The organism is Staphylococcus caprae, assembly GCF_003966625.1.
In the GTDB taxonomy this organism is placed as follows: Bacteria; Bacillota; Bacilli; order Staphylococcales; family Staphylococcaceae; genus Staphylococcus; species Staphylococcus caprae.
The window spans coordinates 1991424-2009657 of record NZ_AP018587.1; the positions used below are offsets into that span (position 1 = coordinate 1991424).

General features: G+C 31.9%; 17 protein-coding genes. 6 read left to right on the forward strand and 11 right to left on the reverse strand.

Annotated elements, in window-relative coordinates; translation table 11 throughout:
• Nucleotides 1-373 precede the first annotated feature (373 nt).
• Nucleotides 374-1549, forward strand: a complete 1176-nt coding sequence (locus JMUB898_RS09560; RefSeq protein WP_002441881.1) for a diglucosyl diacylglycerol synthase — start codon at nt 374-376, stop codon at nt 1547-1549.
• On the forward strand, nt 1527-2720 hold the full coding sequence (ltaA, locus tag JMUB898_RS09565; protein WP_002441879.1) for a lipoteichoic acid biosynthesis MFS flippase LtaA: 1194 nt from the start codon (nt 1527-1529) through the stop codon (nt 2718-2720). Before JMUB898_RS09560 ends, ltaA begins: the two co-directional genes overlap by 23 nt.
• 296 nt (nt 2721-3016) lie before the next feature.
• On the opposite strand, the gene JMUB898_RS09570 is transcribed toward ltaA, so the two are convergent.
• Both JMUB898_RS09570 and JMUB898_RS09575 read right to left on the reverse strand, forming a co-directional pair.
• Nucleotides 3017-3526 (reverse strand): YjcG family protein, encoded by a 510-nt coding sequence (locus tag JMUB898_RS09570; RefSeq protein WP_002441877.1) that lies wholly within the window; start codon nt 3524-3526, stop codon nt 3017-3019.
• A gap of 172 nt (nt 3527-3698) precedes the next feature.
• Nucleotides 3699-4445 carry an esterase family protein gene (locus tag JMUB898_RS09575; RefSeq protein ID WP_002441875.1) on the reverse strand — a complete coding sequence of 249 codons (747 nt, stop codon included), beginning with the start codon at nt 4443-4445 and terminating at the stop codon, nt 3699-3701.
• A 276-nt stretch (nt 4446-4721) separates the two neighbouring features.
• Here JMUB898_RS09575 and cozEa point away from each other — a divergent pair, with 276 nt between their 5' ends.
• Entirely contained in the window at nt 4722-5807 is a 1086-nt protein-coding gene (gene cozEa / locus JMUB898_RS09580) for a lipoteichoic acid biosynthesis protein CozEa (RefSeq protein WP_044466316.1), read from the forward strand.
• 122 nt (nt 5808-5929) lie between these two features.
• Here cozEa and fabI read toward each other — a convergent pair whose 3' ends face one another.
• The 7 genes from fabI to JMUB898_RS09615 all read right to left on the reverse strand — a co-directional run bounded on the left by fabI (nt 5930) and on the right by JMUB898_RS09615 (nt 12851).
• A complete protein-coding gene (gene fabI / locus JMUB898_RS09585) occupies nt 5930-6700 on the reverse strand; it encodes an enoyl-ACP reductase FabI (protein ID WP_002441867.1) in 771 nt (256 codons plus the stop codon).
• A gap of 213 nt (nt 6701-6913) precedes the next feature.
• A complete protein-coding gene (locus tag JMUB898_RS09590; protein ID WP_126514795.1) occupies nt 6914-8758 on the reverse strand; it encodes a monovalent cation:proton antiporter family protein in 1845 nt (614 codons plus the stop codon).
• Nucleotides 8759-8766: 8 nt separating this feature from the next.
• Nucleotides 8767-10152, reverse strand: a complete 1386-nt coding sequence (gene mgtE, locus JMUB898_RS09595; protein WP_002441862.1) for a magnesium transporter — start codon at nt 10150-10152, stop codon at nt 8767-8769.
• A 25-nt stretch (nt 10153-10177) separates the two neighbouring features.
• On the reverse strand, nt 10178-11032 hold the full coding sequence (locus JMUB898_RS09600; protein WP_002441860.1) for an RluA family pseudouridine synthase: 855 nt from the start codon (nt 11030-11032) through the stop codon (nt 10178-10180).
• Complete coding sequence (locus JMUB898_RS09605; protein WP_037541268.1) at nt 11029-11838, reverse strand: NAD kinase; 810 nt, start codon at nt 11836-11838, stop codon at nt 11029-11031. The genes JMUB898_RS09600 and JMUB898_RS09605 overlap by 4 nt, the downstream gene beginning before the upstream one ends.
• Nucleotides 11839-11851: 13 nt before the next feature.
• Nucleotides 11852-12487 carry a GTP diphosphokinase gene (locus JMUB898_RS09610; RefSeq protein WP_002441856.1) on the reverse strand — a complete coding sequence of 212 codons (636 nt, stop codon included), beginning with the start codon at nt 12485-12487 and terminating at the stop codon, nt 11852-11854.
• Between the two features lie 16 nt (nt 12488-12503).
• Nucleotides 12504-12851 (reverse strand): UPF0738 family protein, encoded by a 348-nt coding sequence (locus JMUB898_RS09615; protein ID WP_002441855.1) that lies wholly within the window; start codon nt 12849-12851, stop codon nt 12504-12506.
• A 281-nt stretch (nt 12852-13132) separates the two neighbouring features.
• Here JMUB898_RS09615 and JMUB898_RS09620 point away from each other — a divergent pair, with 281 nt between their 5' ends.
• The 3 genes from JMUB898_RS09620 (at nt 13133) to yjbH (ending at nt 14990) form a co-directional block, all read left to right on the forward strand.
• Nucleotides 13133-13720: a CYTH domain-containing protein gene (locus JMUB898_RS09620; RefSeq protein WP_002441853.1), complete on the forward strand. Its 588-nt coding sequence runs from the start codon at nt 13133-13135 to the stop codon at nt 13718-13720.
• 84 nt (nt 13721-13804) lie between these two features.
• Nucleotides 13805-14176, forward strand: a complete 372-nt coding sequence (locus JMUB898_RS09625; protein ID WP_037541540.1) for a truncated hemoglobin YjbI — start codon at nt 13805-13807, stop codon at nt 14174-14176.
• Between the two features lie 16 nt (nt 14177-14192).
• Nucleotides 14193-14990, forward strand: coding sequence for a protease adaptor protein YjbH (gene yjbH / locus JMUB898_RS09630; RefSeq protein WP_002441849.1), 798 nt, complete (start codon nt 14193-14195; stop codon nt 14988-14990).
• A 339-nt stretch (nt 14991-15329) separates the two neighbouring features.
• Here the strand turns inward: yjbH and pepF are convergent, their stop codons facing one another.
• Complete coding sequence (gene pepF, locus JMUB898_RS09635) at nt 15330-17138, reverse strand: oligoendopeptidase F (protein ID WP_126501989.1); 1809 nt, start codon at nt 17136-17138, stop codon at nt 15330-15332.
• A 50-nt stretch (nt 17139-17188) separates the two neighbouring features.
• Complete coding sequence (locus JMUB898_RS09640) at nt 17189-18172, reverse strand: competence protein CoiA (protein WP_002441846.1); 984 nt, start codon at nt 18170-18172, stop codon at nt 17189-17191.
• Between the last annotated feature and the right edge of the window lie 62 nt (nt 18173-18234).

Below are 18234 nucleotides of genomic sequence, written 5' to 3' on the forward strand. Positions count from 1 at the left end.
ATTTTATTAAGCTAAAGTAAAAATATCTTTAAAATATTTCCATAACCCTTTTCATCCCGATACAATTTCTACAAATAATGCTAGTATGAAAATAGGTTAAGAAATTATAAAGATTTTGCTAAGATACTTTTGAGTTACAACGAATTTTTATTTGAGTAATTAAAAAATTATTTTGAAGATGAGTATGGTATAATGCATAAATAAAAATTTTAGTTATTTAGTTTGCATAGTAGTTAAACTATTTGGAAAGTGTTGCGCACTGCATTTATAGTGGATGATTGCTAAGATTTATTGTCGCTTAATTCCTTTTATAATGTATGAAAATACGTTACACTTATTATAAATTTTAAAAATTAATGGAGGGTGGCTATAAATGGTTACTCAAAATAAAAAGATATTGATTATTACTGGCTCTTTTGGTAACGGTCATATGCAAGTCACGCAAAGTATTGTCAACCAATTGAATGAAATGAACCTCGATCATTTATCAGTAATACAACATGATTTATTTATGGAAGCTCATCCAATTATGACTTCTATATGTAAAAAATGGTACATCAATAGCTTTAGATATTTTAGAAATATGTATAAACGTTTTTATTATAGCCGCCCTAACGAGCTTGATAAATGTTTTTATAAATATTATGGATTAAATAAGTTAATTAATTTACTTATTAAAGAGAAACCGGACTTAATCTTATTAACATTCCCTACTCCAGTGATGTCAGTATTAACAGAACAATTCAACATTAACATCCCAATTGCCACTGTCATGACTGATTATCGTATGCATAAGAACTGGATTACTCCGGATTCGCAAAGATATTACGTAGCTACAAAGGATACGAAACAAGATTTCGTAGAAGCTGGTGTTCCAGCCTCTCATATTAAAGTTACAGGTATCCCAATTGCAGATAAATTTGAAGAACCTATTAATAAAGAAGCTTGGTTAGCCAAACATCATTTAGACCCGAATAAACCTACGATTTTAATGTCAGCTGGTGCATTCGGCGTATCTAAAGGGTTCGATTACATGATTAATGAAATATTAGATAAGAGTCCTCACTCTCAAGTGGTGATGATATGTGGGCATAGTAAAGAACTCAAACGCTCATTAAAATCAAAATTTAAAGATAATCCAAGCGTTTTAATTCTTGGCTACACAAATTATATGAATGAATGGATGGCTTCAAGTCAGCTCATGATTACTAAACCAGGCGGGATTACAATTTCCGAAGGATTAACAAGATGTATTCCGATGATTTTCTTAAATCCTGCTCCTGGACAAGAACTTGAAAATGCTCATTATTTCGAAGAAAAAGGATTCGGCAAGATTGCAGATACACCTAATGAAGCAATCAATATCGTATCCGATTTAACCAATCATGAACATAAATTGGAAAATATGACTAATCAAATGCGAGAATCAAAGGTAAGTTATTCGACTCAAAAATTATGTAGAGACTTATTAGACTTAATTGGTCACTCATCACAACCTGAAGAAATATACGGAAAGGTTCCTTTATATGCAAGATTCTTCGTTAAATAATTATTCTAATAACAGAAATTTCGTTATTATGTTAGTTATTTTATTCTTAATGGAATTTGCACGAGGCATGTACATACTAAGTTATATTAACTTCTTACCTACTGTGACGTCGATTGCAATTGCAATTACTTCATTTGCATTTTCCATTCATTTTATAGCTGATGCAGCTACGAACTTTGTCATTGGTTTCTTACTCAAGAAATTTGGTGCCAAAGTGGTACTTACTGCTGGCTTTTTACTCGCATTTGTAAGTTTATTTTTAGTGATTTGGTTTCCAGCCTCACCTTTTGTAATTATCTTTAGTTCAATTATGCTGGGTATTGCTGTGAGCCCTATATGGGTGATTATGCTGTCTAGTGTCGAGGAAAATAATCGTGGCAAACAGATGGGCTATGTTTATTTCTCATGGTTACTTGGTTTATTAGTCGGTATGGTTGTAATGAATTTATTAATCAAATTACATCCTACTCGATTTGCATTTATGATGTCATTAGTTGTTCTTATAGCTTGGATTTTATATTACTTTGTTAACATTAAATTAACTAACTATAATACTAAACCAGTTCCCGAGCAACTTAAACAAATTGTAGATGTAACAAAACGCCACCTTGTTTTATTTCCCGGGATATTATTACAAGGGGCAGCTATAGCAGCACTAGTTCCAATTTTACCTAAATACGCTACTAAAGTAGTTAAAGTTTCTACCGTTGAATATACTGTTGCTATCATTATTGGCGGTATTGGCTGCGCAGTTTCAATGTTATTCTTATCGAAGATTATTGACAATAACAGTCGCGGATTTATGTATAGTATTATTTTCGGTGGATTCATCTTATATACTATCCTAATATTCGGACTATCAATGGTAACTAATATTTATATCGTATGGGTCATTGCCCTGTTTATTGGATTAATGTACGGAATTTTGTTACCAGCGTGGAATACGTTTATGGCTGGACATATTAACCCCGACGAACAAGAAGAAACTTGGGGCGTATTTAATAGTGTTCAAGGTTTCGGATCTATGATAGGTCCTTTAATCGGTGGTTTAATTACACAATTTACTAATAGTTTAAATAATACATTCTATTTTTCAGCTTTAATCTTTATATCGCTAGCTGTATTTTACGGTTATTACTTTATTAGTGGTAAACAAAACTCCAAATCATAATAGATCACTAAAGCGTTCAGAATTTTTGTGTTCTGAACGTTTTTCTTTTATCTTAGTAAAAAAGAAAGCTAAGACATGATTATCTCAGCTTTCTTTAACATATTGGCAATAAATGTCTGAATTGGGATTGCGCTTATGCTTATACTAAGCTTCTTTCAATCATAGCCATCCTTGCCGACAATTCACAACATAGAGAATTTCTTTTTTATGAAATTCTATAAATAATGCAAGTTGGATGTGGAACAACAAAAATAATTTGCCAAATGAAATGTCTGCCCCACTTCCATATATTTTTATTATCCTAACTTAAATGTCTCTATTACTGACCATTTATCGTCTTCTTCACTATATTGTAGTAAAGAAAGTTCACTAATTGTTTCTTTATGATCTACCCCTGCTAATTTAACTTGACCATAAATATCTTCGAACTCTTGGCTTGAAAGGCCTTGTGCAATTGTAAAATGCGGAACAAAAGTATGTTCAGCTTTACCATAAAACTCGTCAGTGTTAAATTGATCGAATAATTTTTCTAATGAATCAGTTTTTGCCACTTTGAAGTAAATCACATTTGTTGTTGGAGCAAAATTTGAAGCTTTTGTCGCATGTACATCGACAGGTTGAATGTCGCTAATACGTTTTTTCACTTCTTCTTTAATAGAATTTAATTCATTATCGTCGATTTCAAATTGAGATTTAATTGTAATATGAGGCATAATTTGCGCATAATGCGTATCATAACGCTTACGGTATGCATTCACCTCATCTTGAAATGACTCAGACGGAACTAATGCTAATCCTAAAATCATTTAAATTCCTCCTTTGTTTAACATATTTCCATTATATCAAAATTTTTTGAAAACCGTTACTTTAAAAGTGAAAACAATTACATTTTAGAAATTTCTACATTTAAGATATCTACTTTTCAAGAAACTTTTAAATCATTTTTATAATGTCAAATATATCTTTTAAAACAAGGACTTAATCAGGGATAACATCGCTTAAGAAATATTTTAAGATATCTCCTAACATAGGTTTCCACGATTTCCAACTATGACCGCCTTCAAATTCAGTATAATAATAATCCATATCATAGCCTTTAATGAGCTCAGAAAGTTCTCTATTTGGTGTGAGAAAATTAGCTCTTTCACCATTAGTAGGTAAAGTAAAATCTTCTTCCTCTAAACCAATTGCATGCCATAAAGTAAGTTGCTTTCTATCATCACAACTTTCTAATTTCTGTTTAATATTTTGGTTATACATCGGGCTTAACATTGCAACCTGACTGAAAATCGTCGGATACGTTAAAGCTGTCATCAAAGCAATACTACCAGCCAAACTGTCCCCGATAAGTAATCTAGCGTTACCTACTTTATAAGTTGGAAAAGTAGAGTCAACATACGGCAGAATCTCTTTACCAACAGCTTGTACTGTTAGATGAGAACGGCTTCCAGAAGGATGGAATTCTTCTCTACGTTTATCAACATCTTCATAATGAAATCCTACAATAATTGCTCTTTGTATGTCATTATCCTTTCTCAATTGTTCATAAGCACGTTGTATTCTACCAAATCTTAAGAAATCTAATCCATCAAAACATAAAATAACTTGATACTTAAATAGTTCTGTATACTCCTCTGGCAAATAAATGGAGAGCGTTACATCTCTATCTAAAATATCACTATGTATTACCTTTTTATTTATCTTTCCAGCATTAAACTCTGTCATATATAAGCCCCCCTCGTCGTAGTAGTATTATTGTACCAATACTTAAACTACTTTTAAATTCTTGAAAATCAATTTAACGACTGAATATCATGTTTAAATCACATTTTAAAAAATCAAAGTCGTTCACTAAATCATGTTCATTGTTAAAACCATATATTCTGATTCTCATCATTCTCAACGATGACCAGGAAAGCATTTTTCTCTTTTTAAAGATAGGTTTTTAAGATATACTTATTAGGAATAAATAAATGAAACGTAATAGGAGGAAAGAGGTTTATGTTCAATAAAGTTTGGTTCAGAACTGGCATATTTTTCATCATGCTGTTCATACTCATCAAACTATTTATGGAAGTACACAATGTATTTACACCAATTGCTACAATTATCGGCTCTGTATTCCTTCCATTCTTAATTAGTGGTTTTCTATTTTACATATGTTTACCATTCCAAAATTTGCTTGAAAAGTGGGGATTTCCACGATGGGCAAGTATTCTAACAATATTTATCGGTTTAATAGCAATCATTGCTATTGTAGTTTCATTTATCGCACCGATTATTATTTCCAATATAAATAACTTAATCAAACAAACACCAGCATTGCAAAAAGAAGCTGAACATCTCATCAACTTCTCTTTAAAACAAATGGATAAACTACCTGATGATGTGACACACCGCATTAATAAAGCTGTAAGATCTATGGGTGATGGCGTAACATCAATCCTATCTAATTCAGTCACATATATTACATCATTTATTTCAACAGTTTTCTTATTAATCATGGTGCCTTTCTTCTTAATCTATATGTTAAAAGATCATGAAAAATTCATTCCTGCTATTGGTAAATTTTTCAAAGGTGAACGTAAAGTATTCGTAGTAGATTTACTAAAAGACTTAAACTTCACTTTAAAATCTTATATCCAAGGTCAAGTAACGGTTAGTGTCATACTAGGTATCATTTTATATATTGGTTATACTATTATTGGATTGCCTTATACGCCGTTACTAGTATTATTTGCCGGCGTAGCTAACTTAATTCCTTTCCTAGGACCATGGCTATCATTTGCGCCTGCCGCTATTCTAGGTATTATCGATGGACCAACAACATTCATTTGGGTATGTATTGTAACTTTAGTTGCTCAACAACTTGAAGGTAATGTAATTACGCCTAACGTTATGGGTAAATCTTTAAGTATCCATCCTCTAACAATCATTGTTGTGATTTTGGCAGCAGGAGATTTAGGTGGCTTTACTTTAATTCTTATCGCTGTACCATTATATGCAGTACTTAAGACATTAGTTAGCAATATATTTAAATATCGCCAACGTATCATTGATAAAGCGAATAGCAATGTTAAAGATTAACAATAACTTGATATTTAAACATCACTTACCTTTTCGTAAGTGGTGTTTTTTTATGAATACAGAAAAAGCGGTTGAGCTTGCAACTCAACCGCTTCACACACTTCAATATTCAAATGAAGTTATTATTTAATTGCGTGGAAACCACTATCAACGTGGATGTTTTCACCAGTTACACCGCTTGATAAATCACTTAATAAGTAAGCTGCTGTTTTACCAACCTCTTCTTGATCCACATTACGTTTTAATGGTGCACGTTCTTCAATTTCTTTAAGAATTGTATTAAATCCGCCTACACCTTTTGCACTTAAAGTACGGATAGGACCAGCTGAAATAGCATTCACACGGATATTATCTTCACCTAAATCTAAAGCTAAATATTTCACATTAGCTTCTAAGCTTGCTTTAGCAACACCCATCACATTATAGTTTTGAACCGCAAATTCTCCACCAAGATAAGTTGTTGCGACAATGCTACCGCCTTCAGGCATCAATTTCTTAGCTTCATGTGCAACAATTGTTAATGAGTAAGAACTAATATCTTGTGCAAGTAAGAAACCGTCACGAGATGTTTCAGAGAAACGACCTCTTAAATCTTCCATATTAGCGAAAGCAATTGAATGATATACACCATCAATGTTACCTACTTCTTCACCAATTTTAGCAAAACCATTGATAACGTCTTCATCACTTTGCACATCAATTTGATATAAATGATGTTCAGATTGATTTAATTGTTCTAATAATTTCTCTAATTCTTTGCGACTACGATCTTTACGATATGTAAATACTAATTTCGCACCTAATTTGTCTAATACTTTAGCAACACCAAAACCGATACTACGTTTATTCGCAATACCCATAATGACATATGTTTTATTCTCCAAATTTAACATTGCAGTATAACTCCTTAATAATAAAATAATTAATGTTTATTTATGGTTAAAAACCAACTTCATTTATAACCTATTTACCATATACAGTTTAACACTTTTAGTACCTGATAATAAAGTGATTTAGCATGCCACGAAAGACTTATACTCAACCCTACTTAAAAGAACTGGCGCATTTTATCATGCACCAGTTCATTAACTATGGGGTATTCTAATTTAATAATAAAATTCTAATTCTTGTTTAAGTTCATCAACATATTCTTTTGATCCTGTAACAATTAATCGGTCTTTATAACGCAATTGTGTATCACCATGAGGCACTATGGATTCGTTATTACGTAAAATTCGAACAAATATAATGTCTCCTCCGAATGGGAAATTACGTAATTGAATATTTTCATATTTATGATTTAACATTTGAATTTCATATAGTGATGTTTCCACATTACTTAAAAGATTTAACATATTCGGTGTTTCAATTAAATCTTTTAATAATATTTTATTACTAAGGTAGTTACTAAATACTTCAATACCTTGTGCTTTAATTTCAGCATCTTCGTTTGAATTTTCTAATCTACAAATCACACGATTCACTTCATGCTTTTTAGCCATTAAAGCAACTTTTCTATTAATTTCATCATCATTTGTTGCGCATACCACAATATCTCGTTCAAAAAGTCCTAAACGTTCTAGTAAGTCTTCTTCATAATCAGAAATCTCTACCATTGTAATTTCATCTGATAATTTTCTACTGTCACTTAAATCCTTTCGATAATAAAGTGATATATCATACAATTGAGACGTCAAATTCTGTGCAATTGGAATTGTTAACTGATTCTTACCAATTAAACTCACTTCTATGCGACGATTAACTTCATTCGGAATTGGAAACATTTTTTTGAAAATAATCGGCACAAAAACGCATGTAATGACAGCACTTAAAATTAAAATGCCTGACGTTTCCGCTGAAATTGTTTTGAGTTGCTCTGCAATTTTTGCTGCTGCAATAACTAATGAAAGTGTAGAAGTTAATAAAAATGCCGAAGCAATCGTCGTTTTTGTATCAAACCAACGCTTTATAAAGAATACTGGTATAAGTTTTGAAACGATAAAAGCTAAAATAAGTACAGGAATAATTAAAAGTATCGATGGTTCTTTAATTAAGGACGGAATATTTAAGTCCACACCTACCATAATAAAGAATATCGGTATAAAGAATCCGTAACCGAAAGAATCTAATTTTTCCACCATTTCTTCATCTGGATTAAGTAAAGACACGACTACACCTGCTAAGAATGCGCCTAGTATATATTCAGCGCCTACGCCCTCAGCTAGAGCTACTAGTAAGATAATCAATGCAAAAACTGCACGAATCCCTATTTGTGTCGTCCCATCCATTAACTTTTGTAAAAACGACATTCTTTTAAATAGTCCACCTAGTATGTAGAAAATGACAGTGAAAACAATTAATATACCAGTTAACCAAATCGTACTACCACCATGACCGTTGATAGCACCATAGATCGTTAATAAAATCATTGTAACTAAGTCAGCCAAAACTGCGACTAATAGTATGAACTGACCTATTGTGGTACGCATAATATTCATTTCTTTAAGTGTCGGAACCACAACGCCTAAAGATATGGTAGATATTATGATTACCATTAATAGTACGTCATCTACTAAACCTAACCACTTGAATATGTAGGCTAAAATGATTGAAATAAGCATGATAAAACCAAATACAGTTAATGCTAGGTTTAAATGACTCGGTATATTTGTTTCTTGTTTATTTTCACCTTGTCTTGAACGGGAATCCTTTTTAAAAGCCTTAAAATCAATTTCTAAACCACTTAAAAACATTAAAAATATAAAACCTAATGTAGATAAAATATTAAGTACCGAATCTCTCTCTACTATGTTGAGAAGAGAATGGCCAATAATAATTCCCATCAAAATCTCTGCCACAACGACAGGCAAGAAATTAATATTAAGTCGGTTAACGATAATTGGAGTTAAAAATGCAGCAACAACTACAATAACTAATGATAAAAACTCCATGAGACCTCCTAAGTTAAATATGACATAAATGAAGTTGCTAAACCGAAATAAATTAACATACTGACAATATCATTAATTGTTGTAATAAATGGACCACTTGCAACTGCTGGGTCAATTTTAAATTTATTCATAAGAAGCGGAATCATTGAACCTACTAATGTACCCACTGTCATAGCACAAGTTAGACTTCCACCTACAATAAGTGCTAATAACGGTTGTCTGTATATAACTACAATAATTAAGAAAAGTACAATAGCACAAATCAGTCCAGATAAAAATCCACTACCGGCCTCTCTTAATGCAATTCTAAATTTACTTTGTTCATTTATTTCTCCAGTTGAAATATTACGTACTGAAACGGCTAACGATTGTGTACCTGAATTTCCAGACATCCCACTAATAATAGGTATAAATGCAGCTAATAAAGCAACCTTCGATAAAGTATCTTCGAAACTACCTAGAATTGTTGCCGTTATCATCCCTAAGAACGTTAAGACGATAAGCCATGGAAGACGTTTAGTCGCAGTTTTCACAACAGAATCACTTGTAGAGTCTATATCAGAGACACCGGCTAAACGTGAGTAGTCTTCACTAGCCTCTTCATCCATGACATCTAAGATATCGTCTATAGTAATGATACCTAATAAATGATTTTGATAATCTACAACTGGTACTGCGATAAAGTCATAATCTCTCATAACTTGTGCAACGTTTTCTTGGTCATCAGCGACATTTACACTAATGACACGTTCACTCATAACATCTTCTATATATGAATCATTCTCCGCAACAATTAAGTCTCTTAAAGAAAGTACGCCCACAAGTTGGCCTGCTTCATTCACAGCGAAGATAACGTAAATTGTTTCAGCATCTGGAGCTTGTTCTTTAACATGCATCAGTGCTTCTTTAACAGGTGTCGTAGTTTTAAGAGAAATATACTCTGTAGTCATGATACCGCCAGCGGTATCTTCTTCATAATGTAATAAAGCTTTTATCTCATTTGCTTCATCTTTGTCCATTAGTGTAAGTAAGCTAGCGACTTTAGACTTAGATAACTCATTTAAAATATCTACTGAGTTATCATAAGACATTTCTTCTAAAACATGACTCGCATAAGTAGCATTAATCTTATCAAAAAGGTCTTCGTAATCTTCATCGTCAATATCTAATTGATCGAAGAAATTTGCTACTTCTTTCGGAGATAAAAACTCAAATATTTTTTGTCTTTTATTATCGTCTGTGTCCTCAAAGTACTCACTTTGTTCGTAATTGTGCATAGATAAAAATTCATCTCTAAACTGATCTATATCATTTTCATCTAATAATTTATCTAATAATTCTTCATTATATACGTCTTCACGCACATTCTCTTTAGTCTCTGCGTCGTTAGACATTCATTACACCTCCAAAGCATATTTATTATAGCATGTTAAATAAATTAATTAATTGTTTGTAATCAATATTTATTGATATTTCATTTTTGTAAATTGGATGAAGAAATTTAACTGCACAACATTGTAAACTTTGTCCTTTTATCTGTCTATGGTGTCCTCCATATAAGTCATCGCCAACTATCGGGTGCTCTATATGCTGAAAGTGCACACGGATTTGATGCGTACGTCCGGTATGTAATTTGACTTTACACAAACTCGCATTGTCTTTTTGAACTAATGTGTAGTAACTTGTTTTAGCATATTTACCATCTTTTGAAATTTTACGAGTAATAATACTCTTATTATCCCTTGCTATAGGCGCTTCAATGACACCTTTTGATTTTGTCCGACCATATGCAAGACAGACATATTCCTTTTCAAACTTAACTTTTGAAAATAAATGATGGACATGTCCATACTTAGCAAATACAACTATTCCCATCGTATTTCGATCTAACCTAGTAACTATGTGCGGGTTTGACTTTTCGCCTTTATTGATTAGATATGCTAACACCTGCTCCACTAAACTCTCATGAGGATGTTCTCTAGAAGGCGCACAGTTTTGATATTGAGGTTTGTTAACTATAACTAGAAAATCGTCCTCGAAAATAATTTCCAATGCTTTTTGATAAGGGATTAAATTTGAACTAGGTTGCTCTATTGGCATATGGACTTCTAAATGATCACCAAAAGACATTTCTTTCCTGACGGTTACAGGCTGCTTATTTACAATTAAAGCGCCATTACGTTTAATGGCGCTAATAGTCTTTTTAGAGTAATCATGTCTCTGTAAGAAAGATTTAACTGTTTCAAATTCCTTTATTACATAAGTGAAAATCATTTTTCATCATCACTTGAGATAAATGAATCGTGCACTCTTTTCCAAAAAGGAAATGGTCGAAATCTCGCAAACCTTACTTTTTCATTTGCTACTCTAAATTGAATGGCATTTACATTTTTATGTTTAATACTTACGTGGTCAATTGTTGTTCTAATTGTGTCATGATTGACAGGCATAATTAGACAAGTATGATGCTTTGGTAATACCAAAGGCGATCCCACAGTTCTAAACACACGATTATTAATTGAAGCTATTTCAGCTATTTGCATCGCTTCTAATGATGGATGAATGAGCGCGCCTCCTAAAGCTTTATTGTAAGCTGTTGAACCAGAAGGTGTTGAAATACATAGCCCGTCTCCTCTAAATCGTTCAAAATGTTTGCCACGAATATTAACGTCCACAACTAATGTTGAACCATTTTCAGTTTTCATGGTGGCTTCATTTAAAGCAAGATATCGCGTTTCATAACCGTTATCGTTATATCTCACGATAAGTTCTAATAAAGGATATTCAATAACTTGGAATTCAGAATTATTGATTTCAATAATTAACTTCTCGACTTCATGAGGTAACCAGTCTGCATAGAATCCTAAATGACCGGTGTGTATACCTACAAACGCAACTTTTGAAAGCATATGACTATATTGATGGAATGCTTGAAGTAACGTGCCGTCCCCACCAACAGATATGACGATTTCGGGATTTTCACTATCCTCTACCATTTGAAAATCCTTCATATGATTAATCATTTTATGTTTTAATGCATTCGATTTTGAATCACCTTTAGTTAGGATTGTATAACGCATCATTTACACCTCATTAGTCATTTTCATGTTTCTTGGCACGTTTCTGAGTATAATATTTTTGTGCCTCTTGAATTTCATCCTTAATCTCGGACATTTCCTCATCAAGTAAATATGCTGCTTCAGCAGCTCTTTCAAGACGATGTTGAATTTCATCAGGATAATCGCCATCATATTTGTAACGAAGCGTATGTTCTATTGTTGCCCAGAAGTTCATTGCTAAAGTTCTAATTTGAATCTCTGCTAAGATATGTTTTTGTCCATTAAGCGTTTCAATTGGATACTCAATGATGACATGATAAGAACGATAACCACTCTCTTTTGTATTACGAATATAATCTCGTTCTTCAATAACCTTAAAGTCTCTTCGCTGTCTTAGTATGTCCACTACCACATCAATATCATCTACGAATTGACACATCATTCTTAACCCAGCAATGTCATACATTTCTTCATGTAAGCGGTCAAACGGAATACCTCTTTTATTAGCTTTATCAATTATGCTTGATATTGGTTTTACTCTTCCTGTAACAAACTCGATAGGTGACGTGTTTTCACCTACTTCATATTGTTTACGTAAACCTTTGAGTTTTACTTTTAGCTCATCTACCGCTTGTTTATAAGGTGTTAAAAATTGATCCCATTGGTTCATTTTGTTTCACTCCGCTTCACTCTAGTTCGAAAGTTTTTTCAACAGCTAAAACAAACTCCTTACCATAGTTATTATTTCCTTCAATATTATCTAATATATAATCTAATTCTTCTTGGAAGTGCTCTAATTCTAAATGATTATTTATGATAACCTTCTTATCTCTATTTTCATGTAACATCGACCATGTCTCTTGTACAAAAATTAAATAAGAATACGATTCGCCGTCATCAAGTATGTATGCGAAACCATAATTATCACTGTCAACAAGCATTTGTCCAACTTCTTCTAATCCGTCTGTAGGATCCTCAGAGAAGCAATAAATGCCATCTTCTTCTACTTTAATTTCATTTATATAAATACGCATGCCTGTCTTCCTCCTTATTCCATACTAGTTTAACATAATATATACTTACAAAACACGCCACAACTTACATAGAAATCATAGTACAACTCACTAAAATTCATATTTTCACAACTTATTTTCAACTTTAGAAATCTTAGCAAATATTAAATTCATTTTCAGATAAAAAAGGATCACAGAAAAAAATTTCAGATTGCTACTTACAATGATTAAATTACTTTAATTTAACAAGAACTTTCTTCATAATTAGAAATACTCAGAAGCGTTTAAACGAGGTGTTAATTATGGCAACAAATAATGAAATTGAGTTCAAGCAAATTTTAAATGAAAACGTATATCATCAAATTCGTAACACTTATTTTGAAAATGATAAACCCTTTACTCAAACGAACTATTATATTGATACGAATGATTTCAAACTGAAGAAACATCAATCAGCATTGCGTATAAGAGTTAAAGACAATCAATACGAAATGACTTTAAAGGTACCTGCAAAAGTTGGTTTAACCGAGTATAACCACGCGATTAATATTTCTCCTAAAATAGATACAACAATCTCATTGTCTCAACTGCCTGAAGACATAAGGGATATTATTGAAAATCAATTTGGCGTTTCCGATAAAGAACTTATCATTTTAGGAGCGCTTACCACTCATAGATTAGAAACGCAATTTCAAAATGAACTTTTAGTTTTAGACCAAAGTGAATATCTAGGTAAAACCGATTATGAACTTGAATTTGAAGTTCATTCATACGATGAAGGTTATGAAAAGTTTAATCATTTACTTCAAGAGTTTAATTTAAGTCATGAGAAACCGTTAAATAAAGTTCAACGATTTTTTGAAGAAAAGCAAAATTCAAGCAAAGAATAACGAGATTTCCCATAAGGGCAAATTACTTTCAAATGTAAAAATTCATGTTATATTAGATATATATTAATGGAACACGGTGATATTATGTCTAAAACACCATATGAGATAGTAGGTCCAGAAGCATTGTATCAAATGATTGACCACTTTTATTATCTAGTCGAAAGAGACGAACGAATTAACTATCTATTTCCAGGGGATTTTAGTGAAACAAGTCGAAAACAAAAGCAGTTTTTAACTCAGTTTCTTGGTGGACCAGACTTATATACTCAAGAACATGGTCATCCTATGTTAAAAAGAAGACATATGGAATTTACAATTACTGAATACGAACGTGATGCATGGTTAGAAAACATGCATACAGCGATTCAACATGCAAACTTCCCTGCAGGTGTCGGTGATTATTTATTCGAAAGACTACGTTTAACTGCTAATCACATGGTAAATTCCGAAAAATAATTGTAGGTGAATATACATGGCTGAAGAATTAAGAATAATGGATAATAAGAGTCGTGAAGAGACAAATCTGTCACCTGTAAGTAAAATAGAAATCTATTCATTTTTTGATCCTTTTAGTAAAGAGTGTTTTAAATTATCAGCTATCTTATCTAAATTAAGAATTGAATATAATCAATATATCCGAGTAAGACATATCTTAAATCCATCTCTAAAGGTTTTAACAAAGTGTCAAGCTCAAAGTACTTCTGATTTCGATAATATCGCTCTTGCATATAAAGCTGCAGAACTACAAGGTCGTATAAGAGCTGAGAGATTCATTCATTTAATGCAGAATGAAATAATACCTAAGCGTGATATTATTACAGAAGACATGATTTGTGATTGCATAAAAAATGCAGGCATAGATTATGAAGTTTTCAAGGAAGATTTACAAAAAAGTAAACTCACAGACAGTTTAAAAGTTGATCTTCATATTGCTCGCGAAATGGATATCGAACAAGCGCCTTCTCTCGTTTTCTTCAGTGAAGATGTGCACGAAGAAGGTTTAAAAGTCGAAGGCTTATATCCATACCATATTTATACTTATATTATTAATGAGTTAATGGGCAAACCTATCGAAAAGAATCTTCCGCCTAAATTAGAACAATATATTCAAAAGAAACAATTAGTTACAATGGAAGAATTATTAACTATATACGAATGGCCAGAAAAATTATTAAATAAAGAATTAAAAAAACTATCACTGCAACAAAAGGTTGAGAAATTACAGTATCCTGAAGGCGATTTTTGGAAATCCAAAATGCCTCAGTGTTAATCGAATCATAGATATGAAAAAGGACGACTAATTTTCTAGTCGTCCTTTTTCATATCTATATACGAGTATTCTTATACCCTTTTATGCATATAAAATGTATATTTTACACATGCAAAAGTTAGCGATTTAAATTTAAACATAAAAAAACGCCGTGTCTGATTACACGACGCTAAACAAAGGGGATGGGAGAAATTTTTCACTTCAAACAAAGGGGTATGTTTGTTATGTGATTAATTTCATGTTCATAATATAACACGGTACATACCCCTTTTCAACCTTTGATTAATTATAAATTTAAATTGTCACAATCTGTTCAAATTGTAAGCGAATTCAATCATGTTAAGCTTTCATAAGTTTTTCAAAAGCGTCTAATTTTTGTTCAAATACCTCACATGCTTCTTCAATTGGTTTAAGAGTAGTCATATCTACACCCGCATTTTTCAAGATATCAATAGGATAATTTGAACTACCTTTTTTCAAGAATTCATTAATATATCTTTCAACTGCCGGCTTACCTTCTGTTAAAATTTGATGGCTTAAACTTTGTGCTGCACTATAACCAGTAGCGTATTGATATACATAATAATTCATATAAAAGTGTGGAATACGAGACCATTCTTTACTAATATCTTCATCTGTTTCAACAGCATCGCCAAAGTATTGCTTATTAAGCTTCGCGTATTCTTCATTCATACGAGTCGGTGTAAGTGGTTCCCCAGCTTCTTCAATTTGGTGAATTTTATGTTCAAATTCAGCAAACATAGTTTGGCGGAACAACGTTGCTCTGAAACGTTCTAATTCTTGATTTAATAAAAGTAAACGACGCTCATCGTCTAAATGCTTATCCATATAATCGCTTAGTAATGCTTCATTACATGTAGATGCTACTTCAGCAACGAAAATTGTATAATCGCTTAAATTTGATGGTTGATTTTGACGACTAAAATAACTATGTGCTGAATGACCAAACTCATGTACTAATGTGTATAAATCAGAAACAGTATTAGACCAATTTAATAAAATAAAAGGATTCGTTAAATGCGCACCAGATGAGTATCCTCCAGAGCGTTTACCTTTGTTTTCATATACGTCAACCCATCGATTTTCTAAACCTTCTTTAACTACATTTAAGTATTCTTCACCCATTGGTTCTAAAGCTTTTAGCATCCATGATTTAGCTTCTTCATAAGGCATTTCAAATTTTACATCCTTAACTAGAGGAGTATATAAATCATACATTTTTAAGTCTTCAATACCTAATAACTCTTTTCTTAATTTCGTATACCTGTGTAACAACGGAAGATATTTGTGCACTGTTTTAACTAAGTTATCGTATACTTCTTCTGGTATATGATTATTACTTAATGCGCGTTCACGAGCAGAGTTATAGTTATGTGTTCTAGCATTAAACACATTTTTCTTCACCTCACCTGCTAATGTTGCACCTAATGTATTATTATGTGAGCCGTAAGCTTTGTATACATTTCTAAAAGCTGATTCTCTTAAATGACGATCGTCTGACTCAAGATATTTGATAAATGTACCTTGAGTGAGTGAATGTGCATTCCCATCTTTATCAATTGCGTCTTCAAATTCTAAATCTGCATTACTAAACATGCCATAAACATTTGAAGGCGTTGATAAAGCATCTTGTGCTTCTGTTAATAATTTTTCTGTATTCGCATCTAAAATATGTGGACGTTTTTCATTGATGAGTTTCAAATCAAACTCGTAACGTTTTAATTTATCGTAAGATGAAACAAAAGATTCAATTGTAGATTCATCAATTTGAAGTATTTCAGGCACTAAAAAGCTCCACGCAGAACTATATTTAATTACCAATTGATGTGCACGTGCTTCTAATCCAGTATATTTATCATTAGCAGTATCTTGGTCTTGTTTAAGGTGTGCATAGACATAAACTTTTTCCAGTTTAGTTCCTAATTCATCTTCAAACGCTAATGCGTTGTATAGCGTTTCAGGACTATCTCCTAAGTGACCTTTAAACTGCTCTTCTTTACCTATTTCATTTTCAACTTCTTTAAAGGCTTCTTCGAAAGCATTATCATCTTTGAAAATTGTAGTTAAATCCCATGTATATTCAGGATATTTACGTTCCTGTTCTTCTCTTGTTAATTGTTGACTCATAAAGTAAACCTCCTTGATTATATCAATAGCTTAATTTTCTCATTTTAGCACTACTTTTGCACGTTTAAGCATTTAATAAAATACATTTTCTCAAATTCGTTTACTAGATTCTTCAATACTGTGAATTTGTTGTACCTATAGCATGCAAAACACCTGAATTTAACTTTCCCCATCAATAATTGACACGCTTCATAACTCTTAAAATCTCGTCTTAGTAATAAATATTGAAGCTGCCATTCAATAGGATGTGTTTCGATGTATATTTGATTTTCAAAAATAAATCCTAATCTATCGCAAACTTTTTCATCATTCATTCGTAATTGATACATTGCACTTAAAGTTGGCTCTAATACTGAATTTTTCCATCTACATTGCTTAATGTAGTTTAAAATTTTGGCTCTGGTTAATTGGTAGACTTTATAATGTCTATGATTACTTTTATTAAAAAGCGTTGTTAAATTTGATGTATAACTTTTAGCTACAAATTTTTTCCCACCAATATTTTGAAGATGTCTATAGATTACCAATTCTGCTTTGTCGATACTCCATGTGAAAAGTGTCCGACTCATAGGGTTAATAAATGTAGCTTGAAATTGATTAAGTTTCATGATGTTCTTTTTGATTACCATATCACTAATCAACCAATAAACGCTTAATCCAATGCTTTCTAACCCTCTAGTTCTTTTCATAATTTCATTTACACTTATTCTAGAAAATTGGACTTCTATAGCATATTTATTATCAATAACTAAATCAGGATATTGATATACCCCACCATAATAAGGCTCAATTTGTACATGATGATTTAATTTCTCAAATTTCTGAGCTAATAATATTTTTGTTTGATAATGTTCATACGTTTCGTTTTTATAGCACGGTCTAGAACCTTTTACTTTATGTGCAAAATGAGGAATGACTTTCTCTCCACGTCGAAACACGACTTCGGATTGACAATGTGGACACACATACATTTGTTTTTTTGATGCATTTTTAGCTAAAATTCTTTGATTATTTTCACCAATTGCTACTAACATCTCTTCACCTCATATATTACAACGAGGTTGTAGGTATTTTTACTTTTAAAAATTAAAAAAAG